At 34.8% G+C, this 16593-nt stretch carries 13 protein-coding genes; all 13 read left to right on the plus strand.

Annotation, left to right across the window (positions count from 1 at the left end):
• The first annotated feature begins 44 nt into the window (after positions 1-44).
• The 13 genes from uvrA (at position 45) to DFR79_RS00875 (ending at position 16560) form a co-directional block, all read left to right on the plus strand.
• On the plus strand, positions 45-2855 hold the full coding sequence (gene uvrA / locus DFR79_RS00815; RefSeq protein ID WP_133513599.1) for an excinuclease ABC subunit UvrA: 2811 nt from the start codon (positions 45-47) through the stop codon (positions 2853-2855).
• Positions 2856-2961: 106 nt separating this feature from the next.
• Positions 2962-3534, plus strand: a complete 573-nt coding sequence (locus DFR79_RS00820) for a transposase (RefSeq protein WP_133513600.1) — start codon at positions 2962-2964, stop codon at positions 3532-3534.
• A gap of 31 nt (positions 3535-3565) precedes the next feature.
• A complete protein-coding gene (locus tag DFR79_RS00825) occupies positions 3566-6985 on the plus strand; it encodes a PAS domain S-box protein (RefSeq protein ID WP_432207089.1) in 3420 nt (1139 codons plus the stop codon).
• Positions 6986-7066: 81 nt separating this feature from the next.
• Positions 7067-7567 carry an AAA family ATPase gene (locus DFR79_RS00830; protein ID WP_279512857.1) on the plus strand — a complete coding sequence of 167 codons (501 nt, stop codon included), beginning with the start codon at positions 7067-7069 and terminating at the stop codon, positions 7565-7567.
• Positions 7564-8256: a PD-(D/E)XK nuclease domain-containing protein gene (locus DFR79_RS00835; protein ID WP_133513603.1), complete on the plus strand. Its 693-nt coding sequence runs from the start codon at positions 7564-7566 to the stop codon at positions 8254-8256. Before DFR79_RS00830 ends, DFR79_RS00835 begins: the two co-directional genes overlap by 4 nt.
• A 65-nt stretch (positions 8257-8321) precedes the next feature.
• On the plus strand, positions 8322-10172 hold the full coding sequence (uvrC, locus tag DFR79_RS00840; protein WP_133513604.1) for an excinuclease ABC subunit UvrC: 1851 nt from the start codon (positions 8322-8324) through the stop codon (positions 10170-10172).
• A 26-nt stretch (positions 10173-10198) separates the two neighbouring features.
• Positions 10199-10657 (plus strand): type VII toxin-antitoxin system MntA family adenylyltransferase antitoxin, encoded by a 459-nt coding sequence (gene mntA, locus DFR79_RS00845; RefSeq protein ID WP_133513605.1) that lies wholly within the window; start codon positions 10199-10201, stop codon positions 10655-10657.
• 38 nt (positions 10658-10695) lie between these two features.
• Positions 10696-11109 carry a type VII toxin-antitoxin system HepT family RNase toxin gene (gene hepT / locus DFR79_RS00850; RefSeq protein WP_166637924.1) on the plus strand — a complete coding sequence of 138 codons (414 nt, stop codon included), beginning with the start codon at positions 10696-10698 and terminating at the stop codon, positions 11107-11109.
• Positions 11110-11191: 82 nt separating this feature from the next.
• Positions 11192-11821, plus strand: a complete 630-nt coding sequence (locus tag DFR79_RS00855) for a GntR family transcriptional regulator (protein WP_166637925.1) — start codon at positions 11192-11194, stop codon at positions 11819-11821.
• A gap of 162 nt (positions 11822-11983) precedes the next feature.
• Positions 11984-12586, plus strand: coding sequence for a GntR family transcriptional regulator (locus tag DFR79_RS00860; RefSeq protein ID WP_133513608.1), 603 nt, complete (start codon positions 11984-11986; stop codon positions 12584-12586).
• Between the two features lie 111 nt (positions 12587-12697).
• Entirely contained in the window at positions 12698-13843 is a 1146-nt protein-coding gene (gene dgoD / locus DFR79_RS00865; protein WP_133513609.1) for a galactonate dehydratase, read from the plus strand.
• Positions 13844-13882: 39 nt separating this feature from the next.
• Positions 13883-15163: a lactate racemase domain-containing protein gene (locus DFR79_RS00870; protein ID WP_133513610.1), complete on the plus strand. Its 1281-nt coding sequence runs from the start codon at positions 13883-13885 to the stop codon at positions 15161-15163.
• A 137-nt stretch (positions 15164-15300) separates the two neighbouring features.
• Positions 15301-16560, plus strand: a complete 1260-nt coding sequence (locus tag DFR79_RS00875) for an ABC transporter substrate-binding protein (RefSeq protein ID WP_133513611.1) — start codon at positions 15301-15303, stop codon at positions 16558-16560.
• Positions 16561-16593 lie beyond the last annotated feature (33 nt).

A 16593-nucleotide genomic window follows, 5' to 3' on the forward strand; every position in this document is an offset into this window, starting at 1 on the left:
AGATTTTGACAAGTACCCGGTACCCTAAAAGAGGTGTGATTTTAATGGGATTAGAACGTTTAATAGTAAAAGGTGCTGAAGAGCACAATCTTAAAAAAATAGATATAGATATACCGCGAGATAAACTGATTGTAATTACAGGTTTAAGTGGTTCCGGTAAGTCTTCACTGGCATTTGATACCATTTATGCAGAGGGACAGCGCCGGTATGTAGAATCACTTTCTGCTTATGCCCGCCAGTTTTTGGGGCAGATGGAAAAACCGAAAGTGGAATATATCGAAGGGCTTTCTCCTGCAATTTCAATTGATCAGAAAACAACCAGCCGTAATCCGCGTTCAACTGTAGGTACAGTAACTGAGATTCATGACTATCTGCGCCTGCTCTATGCCAGAGTAGGGATTCCGCACTGTCCTATCTGTGGTAAGGAAATTAAATCTCAGACAGTTGATGAGATTGTTGATCAGGTACTGGAGCTGCCGGAGCGGACTAAGATTCAGATACTGGCTCCGATTGTTCGCGGTCGCAAAGGTGAACACGAGCGTACTTTTCTGCAGGCTCAGAGAGATGGTTTTGTTAGAGCCCGGGTCGATGGTGAGACAATTCTTTTAGAAGAAGCGGAAAAGCTAGATAAGAATTTTAAACATGATATAGAAATTATTGTTGACCGGCTGGTAGTTAAGGATGGTATTAGAGAGCGTCTGGCTGATTCAGTAGAAACTGCTCTTGAATATGCTGAAGGTCTGGTAATGATTGACCAGATTGATGGTGAAACTACAACTTACAGTGAGAAATTTGCCTGTCCGGAGCATAATATTAGTCTGGAAGAAATGTCTCCCCGGATGTTTTCTTTTAATTCACCCTATGGAGCCTGTGATAACTGTGATGGGCTGGGAGTAAAGAAAGAGTTTGATCCGGATTTAATTCTGGATAAAGAAAAATCGATAGCTGATGGAGGAATTATTCCCTGGGCCAGCTCTTCCAGCCGCTACTATCCAGCTCTTTTAGAGGCAATGGCTGATGAGTATAATTTTAGCCTGGAGACTAAAATTGAAAAGCTGGATGATGAAATTTTAGATAAACTATTATATGGAGATAACAAAAAAATAACCTTTCCTTATACAAATCGCTATGGTAAAACAAGAGATCATACCACCAGGTTTAAGGGAATAACGGGATATCTAAAAGAGAGAATGGATAAATCTGACAGCCCGGGAACCCATAAGAGAATGGAAAGATATATGAATGAAATTCCCTGTCATGTCTGCCATGGTCAGCGTCTCAAACCAGAAGTGTTGGCAGTAACTGTTGGCGGGATTTCTATAGCAAAATTCAGCTCCTTTACAATCAAAGAAGCCCACGAATTTATAGAAGGGGTAGAACTGGATGACCGCCGGGCCAGGATTGGTAAGGAAATTTTGAAAGAAGTGAGAGAAAGACTGCGCTTTTTACTGGATGTTGGACTTGATTATTTAAGCCTGGATCGTTCTGCCGGTACACTTTCTGGTGGTGAGGCTCAGCGGATAAGACTGGCAACTCAGATTGGATCAGGTTTAATGGGAGTATTATACATCCTTGATGAACCGAGTATTGGCCTGCATCAGAGAGATAACAACCGTCTGATCAGCACCTTAGAGCATATCCGAGATTTAGGAAACACTGTAATTGTGGTTGAACATGATGAAGATACAATTAGGTCTGCTGATTATATTATTGATATGGGACCTGGAGCCGGAAAACACGGTGGTGAAATTGTTGCCGAGGGATCTCTGGATGATATTATAGAGGAAGAGCGTTCACTTACCGGCCAGTATTTGTCCGGCAAAAAGAAGATTAATGTACCTGAAGAAAGGTATCAGACTGGAGAAAAGTGGCTCAGTATCAAAGGGGCCAGACAGCATAATTTAAAAAGTATAGATGTCGATTTTCCACTGGGAACCTTTACCTGTGTGACTGGAGTTTCTGGTTCTGGTAAAAGTACTTTAATTAATAACACACTTAAGAGAAAAATGATGCGGGAGCTTCACGATTCAACTCTGCATCCGGGAGAACACGATAAAGTCGAAGGGATGGATCAGATTGATAAAGTGATTAATATTGATCAGTCACCAATTGGCAGGACCCCCCGCTCTAATGCTGTAACTTATACAAAGGTCTTTAATTATATCAGAGATGTTTTTGCCAGCACCCCGGAGGCCAAACAGCGGGGATATGAAATTGGTCGCTTCAGCTTCAATGTTAAGGGCGGCCGCTGTGAAGCCTGTAAGGGACAGGGAATCGAAGAAATAGAGATGCATTTTTTACCTGATGTTTATGTCCCCTGTGATGTTTGTAATGGTAAACGCTATAACCGCGAAACCTTAGAAATTAAATACAAAGGTAAAACAATTGCTGATGTACTTGATATGACAGTGGAAGAGGCTGTCGAGTTTTTTGAAAATATTGAACCAATTCGACGTCGGCTGCAGACACTTTATGATGTTGGCCTCGGTTATATCAGACTCGGTCAGCCGGCTACTACATTTTCTGGTGGTGAAGCACAGCGGATTAAAATTTCCAAAGAGCTTGGAAAAAGAAGTACAGGAGAAACACTCTATTTACTTGATGAGCCGACAACAGGACTCCATTTTGCTGATATCAAAAAACTGCTGGAGGTTCTGCACCGCCTGCGTGAGGACGGTAATACAGTAATTGTGATTGAGCATAATCTGGATGTAATTAAATCAGCAGATTATCTAATTGATTTAGGACCAGAAGGTGGAGAAAAAGGTGGAGAAGTTGTAGCCGTCGGTACTCCGGAAGAAGTAGCTCAAAATGAAAATTCATATACAGGTAAGTTTTTAAAAGAAGTGCTTTAAAGTACCGGGTACTTGGATATCATTTCCAATTTTAATTAAATTATTTTCTTTTTATGTAAAAATATGGTATAATTATCACATTCTAATAAAGAAAAGAGGATAATTTATGCCAAAAAAGAAAAGGATCTGGTATCCAGGTGCAATGTATCATATAATGAGTAGAGGGAACCGAAAAAAGGAATTGTTCAGAAACAAAATTGATTACCAGTATTACTTGAATATTTTAAAATCGATAAAAAGTGATTATCCTTTTAGTCTTAGCTCATACTGTTTAATGAAAAATCATGTTCATTTACAGATCAAAACAAAAGGGATTGAGATCTGGAAGATCATGAGACAAATAAATCTTTATTACGCTAAGTATTTTAATAAAAAATATGACTTAGTGGGCCATGTATTTCAAGGAAGATATAAATCTAAACTTATAGTTGATGCTGCTTATGATATTGGATTAAGCCGTTATATTCACTTAAATCCTGTTAAGGCAAAAATAGTTTCAACGCCAGAACATTACAATTGGAGCAGTTACAACATTTATTTAGGAGAAAAGAAAGATAATTTAGTTGATGTTGATAATATTTTTTCTTACTATTTCTGTAAAAATCCAGTAAGTAGATATAAAAAATATTGTGAGTCAGGTATAGTAAATGGTGATAATGATGAATTTGATAATTGGTAAAATTTTCTAAGTACCCGGTACCCAAATGGAGGTGCAGAAATTGGAGAAATCTGACAGACTCAAAGAAATATTTCAATCTAAAGCTGCTGCATTTATTCTGGCTGCAGCCATAATTTTGATTGCCTTACTGGCCAGGCTGGAAGTTATAGAACCACTTATTATTTTATTTGTAATCTACTGCAGCTTGAGTTTTGCAAAAAAAGGTGCAGTTTATTCAACTATTTTTGCAATTTCTGTACTTGCTCTTCAGGATTTATATAACTTACATATAGATCTTTCGCAGTATTTAATTGAAGTATCTGTAATTATTATTGCAGCCTTGTATATTTATAAAAGCACCTCCAGTGTCAAAACATTAAACTTTGAACTCAGAGAACGGGTTAAAGAGCTGACAGGGCTTTATAGAATTTCCGAAGCAGCTGAAAATTTAAATACTGATCTTGATCAATTGTTGAATGAAGTTGTTCAGGGAATTCCACCATCTTATCAGTTTCCCGGAGACTGTGAGGCCAGAATTATCTATCAGGGAAATGAATATCAAACTCCTAACTTTAGGCAAACAGAATGGTATCAGCAAAAGCCGCTGGAAATTAATAATAAAGAGGTAGGAAGGGTTGAGGTTGTTTATTTAAATCAGCACCCAATTCAGCATCAGGGAACAGTCTTTTTAGAAGAAGAGTTTGATTTACTTAATTCAATCACAGCTAAAATCACCAATATTCTTAAAAACTTAGAGCAGGAAAAAGAAATAAATGAACAGCGCCGCTTTCTTTCTATCACTCTTAATTCTATTGGTGATGGGTTAATCGTAACAGATAAAGAAGGTCGGGTTAAAAGATTGAACAGTATTGCTGAAGATTTAACCGGCTGGACTATAGCTGAGGCAAAAAATAGAGATATTAGAGAAATCTTTAATATTGTTAACTCAAAGACTGGAATTGAAGTCAAAAATCCGGTTGATAAAGTTTTAAAACACGGCAAGATTGTCGGGCTGGCGAACCATACAAAATTGATAGCCAGAGACGGCAGTGAATACCATATTGCAGATAGTGCTGCTCCCATTAAAACTGATGAGGGTAATATTTATGGAACTGTGATGGTTTTTAGGGATGTCAGTAAAAATTATAAAATGAGAGAAGAAATTAAACAGAGAGAAAAAATGTTCTCTACTGCGATCAGTGAGTCACCATTTCCGATTATGGTTCACGCTGAAGATGGAGAGGTTATAACTGTCAACAGCACCTGGGAAAATATCAGTGGTTATACAGAGGAAGAAATACCTGATATAAAAAGCTGGATAAATAAGGCTTATCAGGGAGAAAATGCGGAAGCTGAAAAAAATATTAAAGAGTCTTTTACTCGTCAGAAAGGAAAAGCTGGTGAGTTCGAGATTACAACTAAAAGTGGTGAAAAAAGAATCTGGGAATTCAGCACAGCTCCCCTGGGGATAGGGGAAGATGGACGTAAGTTAGTGATCAGCACTGCTGTAGATATTACCCGCCGCAAAAAAGCAGAAGCTGAGTTGAGAAAATTAAATAAAATTTATAGAACCTTAAGTATGGTTAATCAGCTGATTGTCAGAGAAAATTCGATCAGTAAACTTATAGAGGAGGCAGCAAAGATAACCTCTGAGTATGGTAAATATCAAAATATCTGGATTGGAAAAATTAATTCTAGTAATGAAAAAATTAAGATACTGACAACTATCGAAAATAACTGCAGCTATATCAAAAGTGGGGAGAGCCATGATTTAAAGCTGGAAAATCAATTTTTGAATTTCAAAGAAGAATTAATTGAGCAGGAAAAAGATAGTTTAGTTATCAACAGCTGCAAAAATTCAAATAAACTGGACACTCTGCCGGAAAATCACTGCGGCTCAAGAGCTTTTTTTCTACTCAGAGCACTTGGTAAACCCTGGGGTATTTTTTCTTTCTGTACAGCGGAAGAAAATCATTTTGATCAAATGGAAATTGAATTATTAAAGGAACTGACCGGTGATATTTCACTGGGGATTGAAAAGATTATAAGTGAGCAGAGACGGCAGGAGTCGGAAAGAAAATTAAAAATAAGTGAAAAGAGATACAGACAGCTATTTGAAAACTCTCCGGTTGGAATTTTCAAAACTACCTCTGATGGTAGAGTGCAGATGATAAATCCGCATCTTGCTAAAATTTTGGGATTTGATTCAGTTGAGGAAACTATAATGCATTTTAATCATCTGGGCCAGGAATTATATGTAAATCCAGAACGGCGCCAACAATTTATCAGCCAGATAAAAGAAACAGGAATGGTCAATAATTTTGTCTATCAGGCCTATGATAAAAACAATAATATATTGTGGCTGGAAATGAATGCCCGGGTCAGCAAGGAAAAGAAAGATGGAAGCTTTGTGATTGAAGGATTCTGCTGGGATATTACAAAACGCAGAGAAAGTGAAGAAAAAATTAAATATCTTGGATTTCATGACAAATTAACTGGATTATATAATCGAGCTTTTCTGGAAGAGGAAATAAAAAGGGTGGACACTCCCCGCCAGCAGCCAATCAGTATAATTATGGGAGATTTAAATAATTTAAAACTGATCAATGATACCTATGGACATCAGACGGGAGATCAGCTGATTAAAAGTGCGGCCGAGATGATCGATAATTCGTGCCGGGATGAAGATATAATTGCCCGCTGGGGTGGAGATGAATTTGTGGTACTGCTTCCTCAGACTAATGTAAAAGAAAGTGAAGTAATTATTAAAAGAATTAATCAGCAGATAGAGCAGGAAGAGGGAGAGCTTGCAGTTTCGATTTCCCTGGGAACAGCTTCCAAAACAGATGCAGAGCAGGATTTAATGGCTGTCTTAAGTAAGGCTGAGGATAGAATGTATAAAAATAAAATTGCCAGTCGAAAAAGTGCCCGCAGCAGTGTTCTTTCAGCCTTTTTAACTTCTTTAAAAGAGAAAAGTTCAGAAACTGAAGAACATGTGCAGCGGATGAGTAAAATGGCAAAAAGATTTGGCCAAAAAGTTGGACTATCGAATTCAGAACAGGATAGGCTCTATCTTCTGACCCAGATGCATGATATCGGTAAAATTGCAGTTTCTGAAGAAATTTTAAATAAACCTGGTAAATTAAATGAAGAAGAATGGGAAATAATTAAAAAACATACCGAAACTGGTTTTAGAATTACTTCTAATCTCGAAGATTTTGCTCATATCTCACATGAAATTTTGCATCACCATGAGCGCTGGGATGGTACTGGTTATCCAGAAAGTCTGGCTGGAGAGGAGATACCACTTCTCTCCCGGATGTTGACCATTATCGATTCCTATGATGTAATGATCAGCGGCCGCCCCTATAAAGAGGCAATGACTGAAAAGGAAGCGGAAGCAGAACTTAAAGTCTGTGCAGATAGTCAGTTTGATCCGGAGTTGGTGGATAAATTTATTGATAGTTTGTAAAATCTCTACGGCCTGGATTGAAATTAATTTAAAGCAATCATAATTAAAATGTGAGGAGGGCAGCTGGATGACAAAAAAATAATTGAGGAAGATGCTGAAGTGCTTCTTCTACCTAGACCCAGGCGTTTTGGGAAGAGTTTAAACCTTTCAATGCTGCGCTATTTCTTTGAAAAAAATGAAGATGATAACTCGAATTTATTTAGTGATTTGAAAATAGCGAATACTGGATCCAGATATCTAGAGAAAATGGGACAGTTTCCAGTGATCAATTTAGATTTCAAAGGTTCTAGAGCTAATAACTGGGAGCTTGCCCTGCAGAGGCTAAAACGAACAATTTCTGTAGAATTTCAGCGACATAGTTATCTTCTGGAAAGTGATAATCTTTTAGATTATGAAAAGGAAGAGTACAAAAATATAATGGCTTTAAAAGCTGAGCAGACTGCTTATGAGTTTGCTTTAGAAAATCTTTCGCGTTATTTAAAAGAATATTATCAGCAAAATGTTATTATTTTAATAGATGAATATGATGAAGCGGTTCAAGCTGCTTATTTGAATAATTACTATGATCAGATGCTGATGTGAAGGGTCAATTTGAAGATTTACTAAAGAATAAATCTTTTAAAACCAGAATAGATGAAAATATTGTCTTTACAGATATTAGAACTAAAAGCAGTTCTCTCTGGAGTTTTCTCTTATACAGTGGTTATTTAAAAGCAAGAAGTAAACAGCGTAGACAGGGCAGACTTTATTGTGAACTTGAGCTTCCAAACCAGGAAATTAAATATATTTATGAGGAAATAATTATTGACTGGCTGGAAGAAAGTATAAGTAGCAATAAATTGATTCAAATGCTGACAGCCCTGACTACTGGTAATATAGATGAATTTAACCTGATTTTTAAAGATTTTGTTTTAAACAGTATGAGTACTTTTGATTCAGTGGGAAACGAAGCAGAAAAAGTTTATCATGCATTCGTTCTAGGATTATTATTAAATTTAAACGATAATTATGAGATCACTTCAAATCGTGAAAGTGGATATGGCCGCTATGATATTATGATTATTCCTGATAAAAATGATAAGTTGGGGATAATAATTGAATTTAAAAAAGCTGGTAATGATGAAAATCTGGATGCAGCAGTTAAAGCTGCTCTGGAACAAATAAAGCAGAGAAAATATCAGCAGGAATTAGAAAAAAGAGGTATAACTAAGGTGCTGCAGTTAGGAATTGCTTTTTCAGGCAAAAAAGTTAAAATTAAAGCTGCTGAATAATTAGACACCAATAATTTTGGACCTGGTACAAAAGAAATAAATCACAAAATAAAAGGTGATAGAAAATGACTGAAAATGAAAATAGAAAAGAACACATCGAAGCTCAGCTGAAGGAGTTACCCCGTCAGCCCGGAGTTTATCTGATGAAAGATGAAACTGGAATGATTATTTATGTTGGTAAGGCAAAATCTCTCCGCAGTCGGGTAAGATCATATTTTCGTAAAAATGATCAGACATATAAAACCAGAATGCTGGTCCAGTATATTGATGATTTTGATTATATAATGACTGATACAGAGGTAGAAGCCTATATTTTAGAGGCTAATTTGATAAAAAAACATCAGCCAAAATTTAATATTCGGCTGAAGGATGATAAATCTTATCCTTATATTAAAGTTACAAAAAATGTTGATTTTCCCAGAGTTTTTAAAACCAGGATTGCAAAAAATGATGGAGCAAAATATTTTGGCCCTTTTGCTGATGTTGATGCGATTTATAAAACACTTGATGTAATTAAGGATATTTTTAAATTAAGAAGCTGTAAAAAAGAAATAAAGGCAGGCGAGCCTGCGGACCGCCCCTGTCTAAATTACTATATTGATAAATGTCTGGGACCATGTATTGGAGCAGTCAGCAAAGAGGATTATCACGAATTAATTGATCAGGTTTGTTTATTCCTTTCTGGACGTCAGGTAGAATTAAAAAAACAGGTAGAAGAGAGAATGAAAGAAGCTGCAGCAGAAAGAAATTTTGAAAAAGCTGCCCGTTTTCGTGATGCGCTGGAAGCTTTTGAAAAGCTTAGTGAGAGCCAGAAAGTAATGACCGATAAAAATATTGATCAGGATGTTGTTGCTTTAGTTCAGGGGGAGGAAGATACAGCCTGTGCTCAGCTGCTGCTGGTTCGTAATGGCCGCCTGATTGGACAGGAATATTTTATTCTGCAGGGAACAGAAGAAGAGAGTGCAGCAAAAACAATGGCCTCGTTCTTACAGCAGTATTATGAGCAGGCAGCTGGCATCCCGGATGAACTGCTTTTAAATACAAAAATTAATTATCAGCAGCTGCTTTCCGAAAGACTGGCTGACATGAAAGGTAAAAAAGTAAGTATCCAGTATCCCAAAAAGGGAGATAAAAAGAAGATGCTGGAGATGGCTGAGCGGAATGCAGAGCAGAATCTCAAAAAAGAAAATATCCGCAGCAAATATGAAGAACAGCGGACTTCGGGAGCAGTGGAAAAACTGGGAGAAATTCTGGAGATGGAAAATGATCCCTATCATATTGAAGGATTTGATATTTCCAATATTCAGGGTACGGATACTGTTGCTTCAATGGTGGTTTTCAAAAATGGACGTCCTTCCAAACAGGATTACCGCCGTTTTAAGATTAAAACTGTAGAGGGACCTGATGATTTTTCCAGTATGAAGGAAGTTGTTGAGCGCCGCTATGCCCGTCTGCTGCGTGAAGATAGAAAACTGCCGGATTTAATTTTGATTGATGGTGGTAAAGGACAGCTTAGCGCTGCTTATGAAATTTTAGAGCTGTTAGGAATAGAAGATCTGCCGATTATCGGTCTCGCCAAAAAAGAAGAAGAAATTTTTCGCCCGGGAGAAAGCGAGCCAATTAAACTTCCTCACCACACTCCAACTCTGCAGCTGCTGCAGCGGGTTAGAGATGAGGCTCACCGTTTTGCAGTTAGTTATCACCGTAAGCTGAGATCTCGCAGATTAACTCATTCAATGCTGGATGAGATTCCTGGAGTGGGAGAAACCCGCAGAAACGCACTGCTGCAGCACTTTGGTTCTCTGGCCAGGATTAGAGAAGCTAAAATCTGGCAGCTAAAAGAAGTTGATGGAGTCAGCGGTAAAACAGCCCGCAAGATTTATGATTATTTAAGAGAAAATATGAGGGCCTATTAACTTGTAACTGAATTGAGGTGAAGATAATGGTTTTGAATGGAAACAAAAAAACTGAGAGTGAAAAAAATAAGCTGATTAAAAAAATTAAAGCAGAAATTAAACAATTAAATTTCTTTGAAGAGCTTCAACTTGTTATTTTATTTGGTTCCCGGGCCAGAGAAGAAGAAAAAGCCGATAGTGATTTAGATTTAGCCTTTTTATTAAATTCAGGATTTTTCAAACAAATAAATGTTATTGATTTTAGAATTAATTTAATTAATTATTTTTCTGAATTAACTGGAATCGAAAGTGATATAATATTTCTGAATTCTGCTAAACCATTATTGAAATTCCAGGTTTTAAAATACGGAGAATTAATATATGTAAATGATGATTTTGATTATGCAGGCTATTTTTCTAAGAGTCTAAGGGAGTATTTTGATTTTAAATACTTTAAAGAATACCATTATCAAAAAATGAGAGAGAGATTATCAAAATCAACTTAATAACCCCTGTCTTTAACAAGTAAAGGATGGTGAAATTAATGGTAGATAGAGATGTGGTTTTAAATAGGATTAAACATCTAGAAGATAACATTAATTATCTAAAAAAAATTGAAAATTTTGATCAGAAAACTTTTAGCAGTGATCAGGATGTCTATTACCGATTTGAAAGAGCCCTTCATCTTGCAGTTGAAGCTGTTTTAGATCTGGGAAATCGCTTAATTGCTGATCAAAATCTTGGCACACCTGATTCTAATCGAGATATTTTTAGGGTTTTATTTAAAAATAAGGTTATAAATGAGGATTTAAAGGAAAGTTTAGTTAAGATGGCTGGTTTTAGAAATATACTTGTTCATGACTATTTAGAATTAGATCGGGAGCTCGAATATGAAATAATAAAAAACAATATAGATGATATTAAAGAATTTATGCAGGTTATTTTAAAATATTTGTAATTTTTTGCAGGAGATTTGCTCTTAGTCTTTAAATTATAATATAGAGCATCTGATATATCACAGAAAATTAGGAAGTGTTATGATGGTTATCAATAAAAAAAGCTTGACAGATCAGGTATATACAATGTTAAAAGAAAAAATATTAAATAGAGATGTTGAGCTTGGGGAACAGTTAAACACCCGGGAAATTGCAGAAGAACAGGGGATTAGTCTGATGCCGGTTCGGGATGCTCTTCGCCAGCTGGCGAATGAGGATTTAGTAGAAAATAAACCTAGAGTTGGTTTTTTTGTTAAGAATTTCTCTGAATCAGAAATAAATGATATTTTAGAAGTTCGTAAAATGCACGAGCTTTATTGTCTAGATAATTATTTTGCTGAAATAGATAAAGAAGTAATTTCTGATTTAAAAGATAAATTTGAAAATGAATATCAGGAATATTTTAGTAACTATGATACCAAATTACATAAAGAAATTGTATTTGCTTCTCATAATAATTATTTAATTGACAAGTATCTTAAATTAATTAATCATTATATTATGTTATTTAGCTATTTAAATTATAAACGTTCTGAAACTTCTCGCCAGGAACATATGGAATTGATTGATTGCATTTTGAAAAATAATAAGAAAAAAGCGAAAAATATTTTATATAAACATCTGGATAGAGTTGAAATTTCAAAGGATGTAGATATAGAAGAGGCGAGAATATAAGTTTTTTTAAAAATCTGAAAATTACCCTTGAAATCTAAAACAATATATCATATACTAAAATCAATCAGAAATTTTGTTTAAGAAATCTAATATATTACATATCAGAAAGATTAAATTTTGGAGTTGGAAAATACAAAAATATTTATAGTAGGAAGGGTTACTATGAAAAAAAATAACAAAAAAACTATAAATAAAAAGAGCCTTACAGAGCAAATATATTCAATTTTAAAGGAACAGATTTTAAATAAAGAAATTGAGTTTGGAGAAAAAATAAACACTAGAAAAATAGCTGATAAATATGAAGTAAGCCTGATGCCTGTAAGAGATGCGTTGAGAAGGTTAGCAAATGAAGGTATTGTTGAGAAACGCCCCCGAGTTGGTTTTTTTGCCAAAGATTTTAGTAAAAAAGAAATTAAGGAAATTAAAGAATTAAGAAGAATGTATGAATTATATTGTCTTGGTAATTATTTTCAGAATATAGACAAAGAAAAGGTAGCAAAATTAAGAGAAGAATTTGTGAAAAGTGATCAAAAGTATTTTGATAAAATTGATATAAAACTACATAAAGCTATTGTAAATGCATCAGAAAACAATTATCTAATTAAACGGTACAACCATCTTGTAAAAAACTTCATTTCACTTTTTAGTTTTACTACTTATAAACGATTTGAAGATTCAAAAAAAGAACACATTCAGTTAATAGACGCTATTTTAGATGACAACTTAAAAAAAGCAAAAGAGATTATCTTAAAACATTTAGGTTAATATTTTATTATTTTGTGATTGATATATTAGATATCAAGACCAAACATCGCATAGTAAAATTATTAGATGAATGTTTTTTTATAATTCAAAATATTCAGAAGGGTGAAATAAATGAAAATTACAAAACTGGAATTATTTAAAGTTCCACCTCGCTGGTTATTTCTTAAAATCTCTACAGATGAAGGGATTAGTGGCTGGGGTGAACCTGTAGTAGAAGGAAAAGCAGCTACTGTTGAGGCAGCAGTTAAAGAAATGGAAAGTTATTTAATTAATAAAAACCCTATGCAGATTGAGGATATCTGGCAGACACTCTATCGAGGAGCTTTTTACCGGGGAGGACCGGTTTTAATGAGTGCCATTGCTGGAATAGATCAGGCACTCTGGGATATCAAAGGTAAATATTTAAAACAGCCGGTTTATGAACTCTTAGGTGGTAAAGTCCGGAATAAAGTAAGAGTTTATTCCTGGATTGGCGGTGATCGACCAGCTAATGTTGCTGAAGAAGCAAAAAAAAGAAAAGAGGCTGGTTTTACTGCAGTTAAAATGAATGGAACATCAGAACTGCATTATATAGATAGTTATAAGAAGGTTGATCAAGCTGTAGCAAGGGTTGCAGCCATTAGAGAAAAGGTCGGAGATGATTTTGGGATAGCTGTTGATTTTCATGGTAGAGTTCATAAAGGTATGGCTAGAATCTTGTTTAAAGAGTTGTCTCCTTATCGGTTGATGTTCGTTGAAGAACCGGTGCTTTCAGAAAATTTAGAAGCTTTAGAAACATTGGATACATTTGGAATTCCAGTTGCTCTGGGGGAGAGATTATTTAGTCGCTGGGATTATAAAAAAGTTTTTGAACTTAATAAAGTAGATATTATACAGCCAGATTTATCACATGCAGGTGGAATATCTGAAGCACGAAAAATCGCTGCAATGGCTGAAGCTTATGATACTGCTGTAGCTCCACATTCACCTCTGGGGCCAATCAATTTAGCTGCCAGTATTCAGCTGGATGCGGCAACTCCCAACGTATTTATTCAGGAACAGAGTTTAGGAATACATTATAATAAAGATAATGATATTCTTGATTATTTAAAGGATAAAGATGTTTTTAAATACAAAGATGGTTATGCAGAAATTCCAACTGCTCCTGGTTTAGGAATAGAAATAGATGAAGATTTGGTTAGAGAAAAAGCTCAAGAAACTCATAATTGGAAAAATCCAGTTTGGAGGAATGAAGATGGGACCATAGCTGAGTGGTAAAGAAATATTTCTAATATTATTTAATGGGAGGAGATCAACTTGGAAAATGAGTTATCCAATAAAAAAGGTTATTTAAATCAAAAAGAAATAACTAATTATTTATTAGAAATTAGCGAAGATATAGAAAATATAGATAATCTTTTAATAATTCCTCCAGATTATACCCGCAAATTTTCTGGTTCAGGTAAAATTGTTTCAGAATTATATAAAATATTAGAAGATAAAGTAAGTCATATAGATATTCTAATTGCTTCTGGAACTCATGAGTCGATGTCTAAAAAAATGATTAAGGACATGTTTGGTCAAAATATACCTCTGGAAAATTTTAATTTCCATAATTGGCGAGAAGATATAAAGAAAATAGGCATTATACCGGCTGATTTAATTAATAAATTGTCAAAAGGCTATATGAAAGAAGAAATTCCACTAAAAATAAATAAAAGAATAGTTGAACCTAAATATGATTTGGTTCTTTCTGTGGGACAGGTCTTACCTCATGAAGTCGTTGGAATGGCAAATTATACGAAAAATATTGTTGTAGGTTGTGGGGGGCAAGAAATCATAAATAAATCTCATTATTTGGGAGCAATATCTGGGATAGAAAATGTTCTGGGAAGAGATTATTCTCCAGTTAGAAAATTATATGATTATGCTGAAAATAATTTACTGCAAAAGATACCTTTAAAATATATACTTACTGTTTGTTCAACTAATTTAGATACCGAGACTGATAATACAAAGGTAAAAGGCATTTTTTATGGGAGAGATAGAGAGATTTTTGAAAAAGCAGTAAAACTAAGTCAGCAGGAAAATATAATAGAACTTGATCATAAATATGACAAAATAATTGTTTATCTTGATCCCGAGGAATTTCAGAGTACCTGGCTGGGTAATAAGGCAGTTTATAGAAGCAGACTTGCTGTTGCCGATAAGGGAGAGATAATTATTGCTGCTCCAGGTATAAATAAATTTGGCGAGGATAAAGAAATAGATACTTTAATTAGAAAATATGGTCACTTAAAAAGCAGCAAGATTACTAGATTAGTTGAAGAAAATAAAGATTTACAAAATAATCTTTCAGCAGCTGCACATTTAATGCATGGTTCTAGTGAAGGTAGATTTAAAATAACCTTAGCTGCTCCAAATTTGAGTAAAAAGGAAATAGAGAATGTTAATTATAATTATCTGGACATGGATAAACTTAAAAGAAAGTATAAATTAGAGTCTCTTAAATCCGGTAAAAATGTGATAGAAATAAATGGTAAAAAGGAAGAAGTATATTATATTGACAACCCTGCAACAGGTCTCTGGAAAGCTTAGTTTGTTATTAATGGACTAAAATTATATAAGCTTATGAGACTATTAATTAATATTAGAAGTGGGAGGTGATAATGTTTTTGCTCCTGAGTTCTAGATCTACCAATAATTTTTTAAAAAAATTAAGGAGGAATTAATCAATGAGAAAATCAACAATAATTATTCTGGCGGTTTCTTTATTAGTATTATTTAGTGGAGCAGCAGTGGCCCAGGATTATGCAGACGAGATTACTGTTTATAATTCAGGTGACTTAGAACATGATCCAGCTACAGCATATGATATTAAGAGATTTGAAGAAGAATATGGTGTCAAAGTAAATGTAGTAGAAGTTCCATGGCAGTATCAGATTGATAAGCTTACAACAGTTTTCTCTTCAAAATCTGATAAAGTAGATGCCTTTGTTGGTTCATATTTTATGCTTAACAACTTTGCAATGCCTGGTTGGTTAGAGCCAATAGGATTTACAGAAAAAGGAAAAGAGAAATTCAGTCCTGGAGTAATAAAAGCAAGTACCTATCAGGGTACCACTTATGGTGCTCCCTTAATGTTAAAGGATACAGAACTTTATTATCGCAAAGATTTACTGGAAGCAGAAGGTCTTGAAGTTCCCAAAACATGGGATGAACTTGTAAATGTTGCTAAAAAATTAACAAAAGATAAAGATGGAGACGGAAACATTGATCAATACGGATTTGCTTATTTAGGTGCTGATAAGTTAGGATTTACTTTTAGGACATTCCTCTATCAATCAGGAGGAGAAATGTTTGATGAAAATTTAAACCCTGTATTTAACTCATCTGCAGGTGTAAAAGCTCTAACCTTTATGAGTGATTTAATTAATAAGCATCAAGTAACACCTAAAGGAATTATCAGTATGGGTGAAGGAAATGTTGGTGACTTATTTATTAGTGGTAAAGTAGCTATGGTGGAAAGTGTACCTCCTCTTCACGAAAGAATAATGAATTCAGACCTTTCTGGAAAAGCTTCTTTAGCATTAGCTCCTGAAGGTAGTGCTGGAAATACAACTTATCTTGATGGTAATGTTATTTATGTAAGCAGTTTTTCTAAAAAGAAAGAAACAGCCAAAGCTTTTGCTAAGTTCATGTCCAGTTATGAATCTTCACTCCATGAACTAGTTAGAGAAGGTAACAACTCTCCGAACCCTAGTGTATTTAATGATCCTAGAGTTAAAGAAAAATTTCCTGAAAAATGGGTAAATGTAATGCAGGAAAGTGTAAGCGATGTTAAAGCTGAACCTTATCCTTTATATTTACAGGTTGAACAGACATTGAGACAGGAAATTCAAAAAGCTCTTAATGGTTCTAAAGCACCTCAAAAAGCTTTAGACGATGCAGCAGCTCAAATAAAGGAGCTATACACAAATGTATTAGGTATTTAATTGTTTGGTTTAAGGAAGGGTCTGCCTAGGCAG

Origin of the sequence: Halanaerobium saccharolyticum, assembly GCF_004362045.1 — a bacterium.
Classification (GTDB): domain Bacteria; phylum Bacillota; class Halanaerobiia; order Halanaerobiales; family Halanaerobiaceae; genus Halanaerobium; species Halanaerobium saccharolyticum_C.

Coding starts and splice junctions, on each gene's coding strand:
- uvrA (WP_133513599.1), top strand. CDS start 45: ATGGGATTAGAACGTTTAATAGTAAAAGGTGCTGAAGAGCACAATCTT.
- DFR79_RS00820 (WP_133513600.1), top strand. CDS start 2,962: ATGCCAAAAAAGAAAAGGATCTGGTATCCAGGTGCAATGTATCATATA.
- uvrC (WP_133513604.1), top strand. CDS start 8,322: ATGACTGAAAATGAAAATAGAAAAGAACACATCGAAGCTCAGCTGAAG.
- mntA (WP_133513605.1), top strand. CDS start 10,199: ATGGTTTTGAATGGAAACAAAAAAACTGAGAGTGAAAAAAATAAGCTG.
- hepT (WP_166637924.1), top strand. CDS start 10,696: ATGGTAGATAGAGATGTGGTTTTAAATAGGATTAAACATCTAGAAGAT.
- DFR79_RS00855 (WP_166637925.1), top strand. CDS start 11,192: ATGGTTATCAATAAAAAAAGCTTGACAGATCAGGTATATACAATGTTA.
- DFR79_RS00860 (WP_133513608.1), top strand. CDS start 11,984: ATGAAAAAAAATAACAAAAAAACTATAAATAAAAAGAGCCTTACAGAG.
- dgoD (WP_133513609.1), top strand. CDS start 12,698: ATGAAAATTACAAAACTGGAATTATTTAAAGTTCCACCTCGCTGGTTA.
- DFR79_RS00875 (WP_133513611.1), top strand. CDS start 15,301: ATGAGAAAATCAACAATAATTATTCTGGCGGTTTCTTTATTAGTATTA.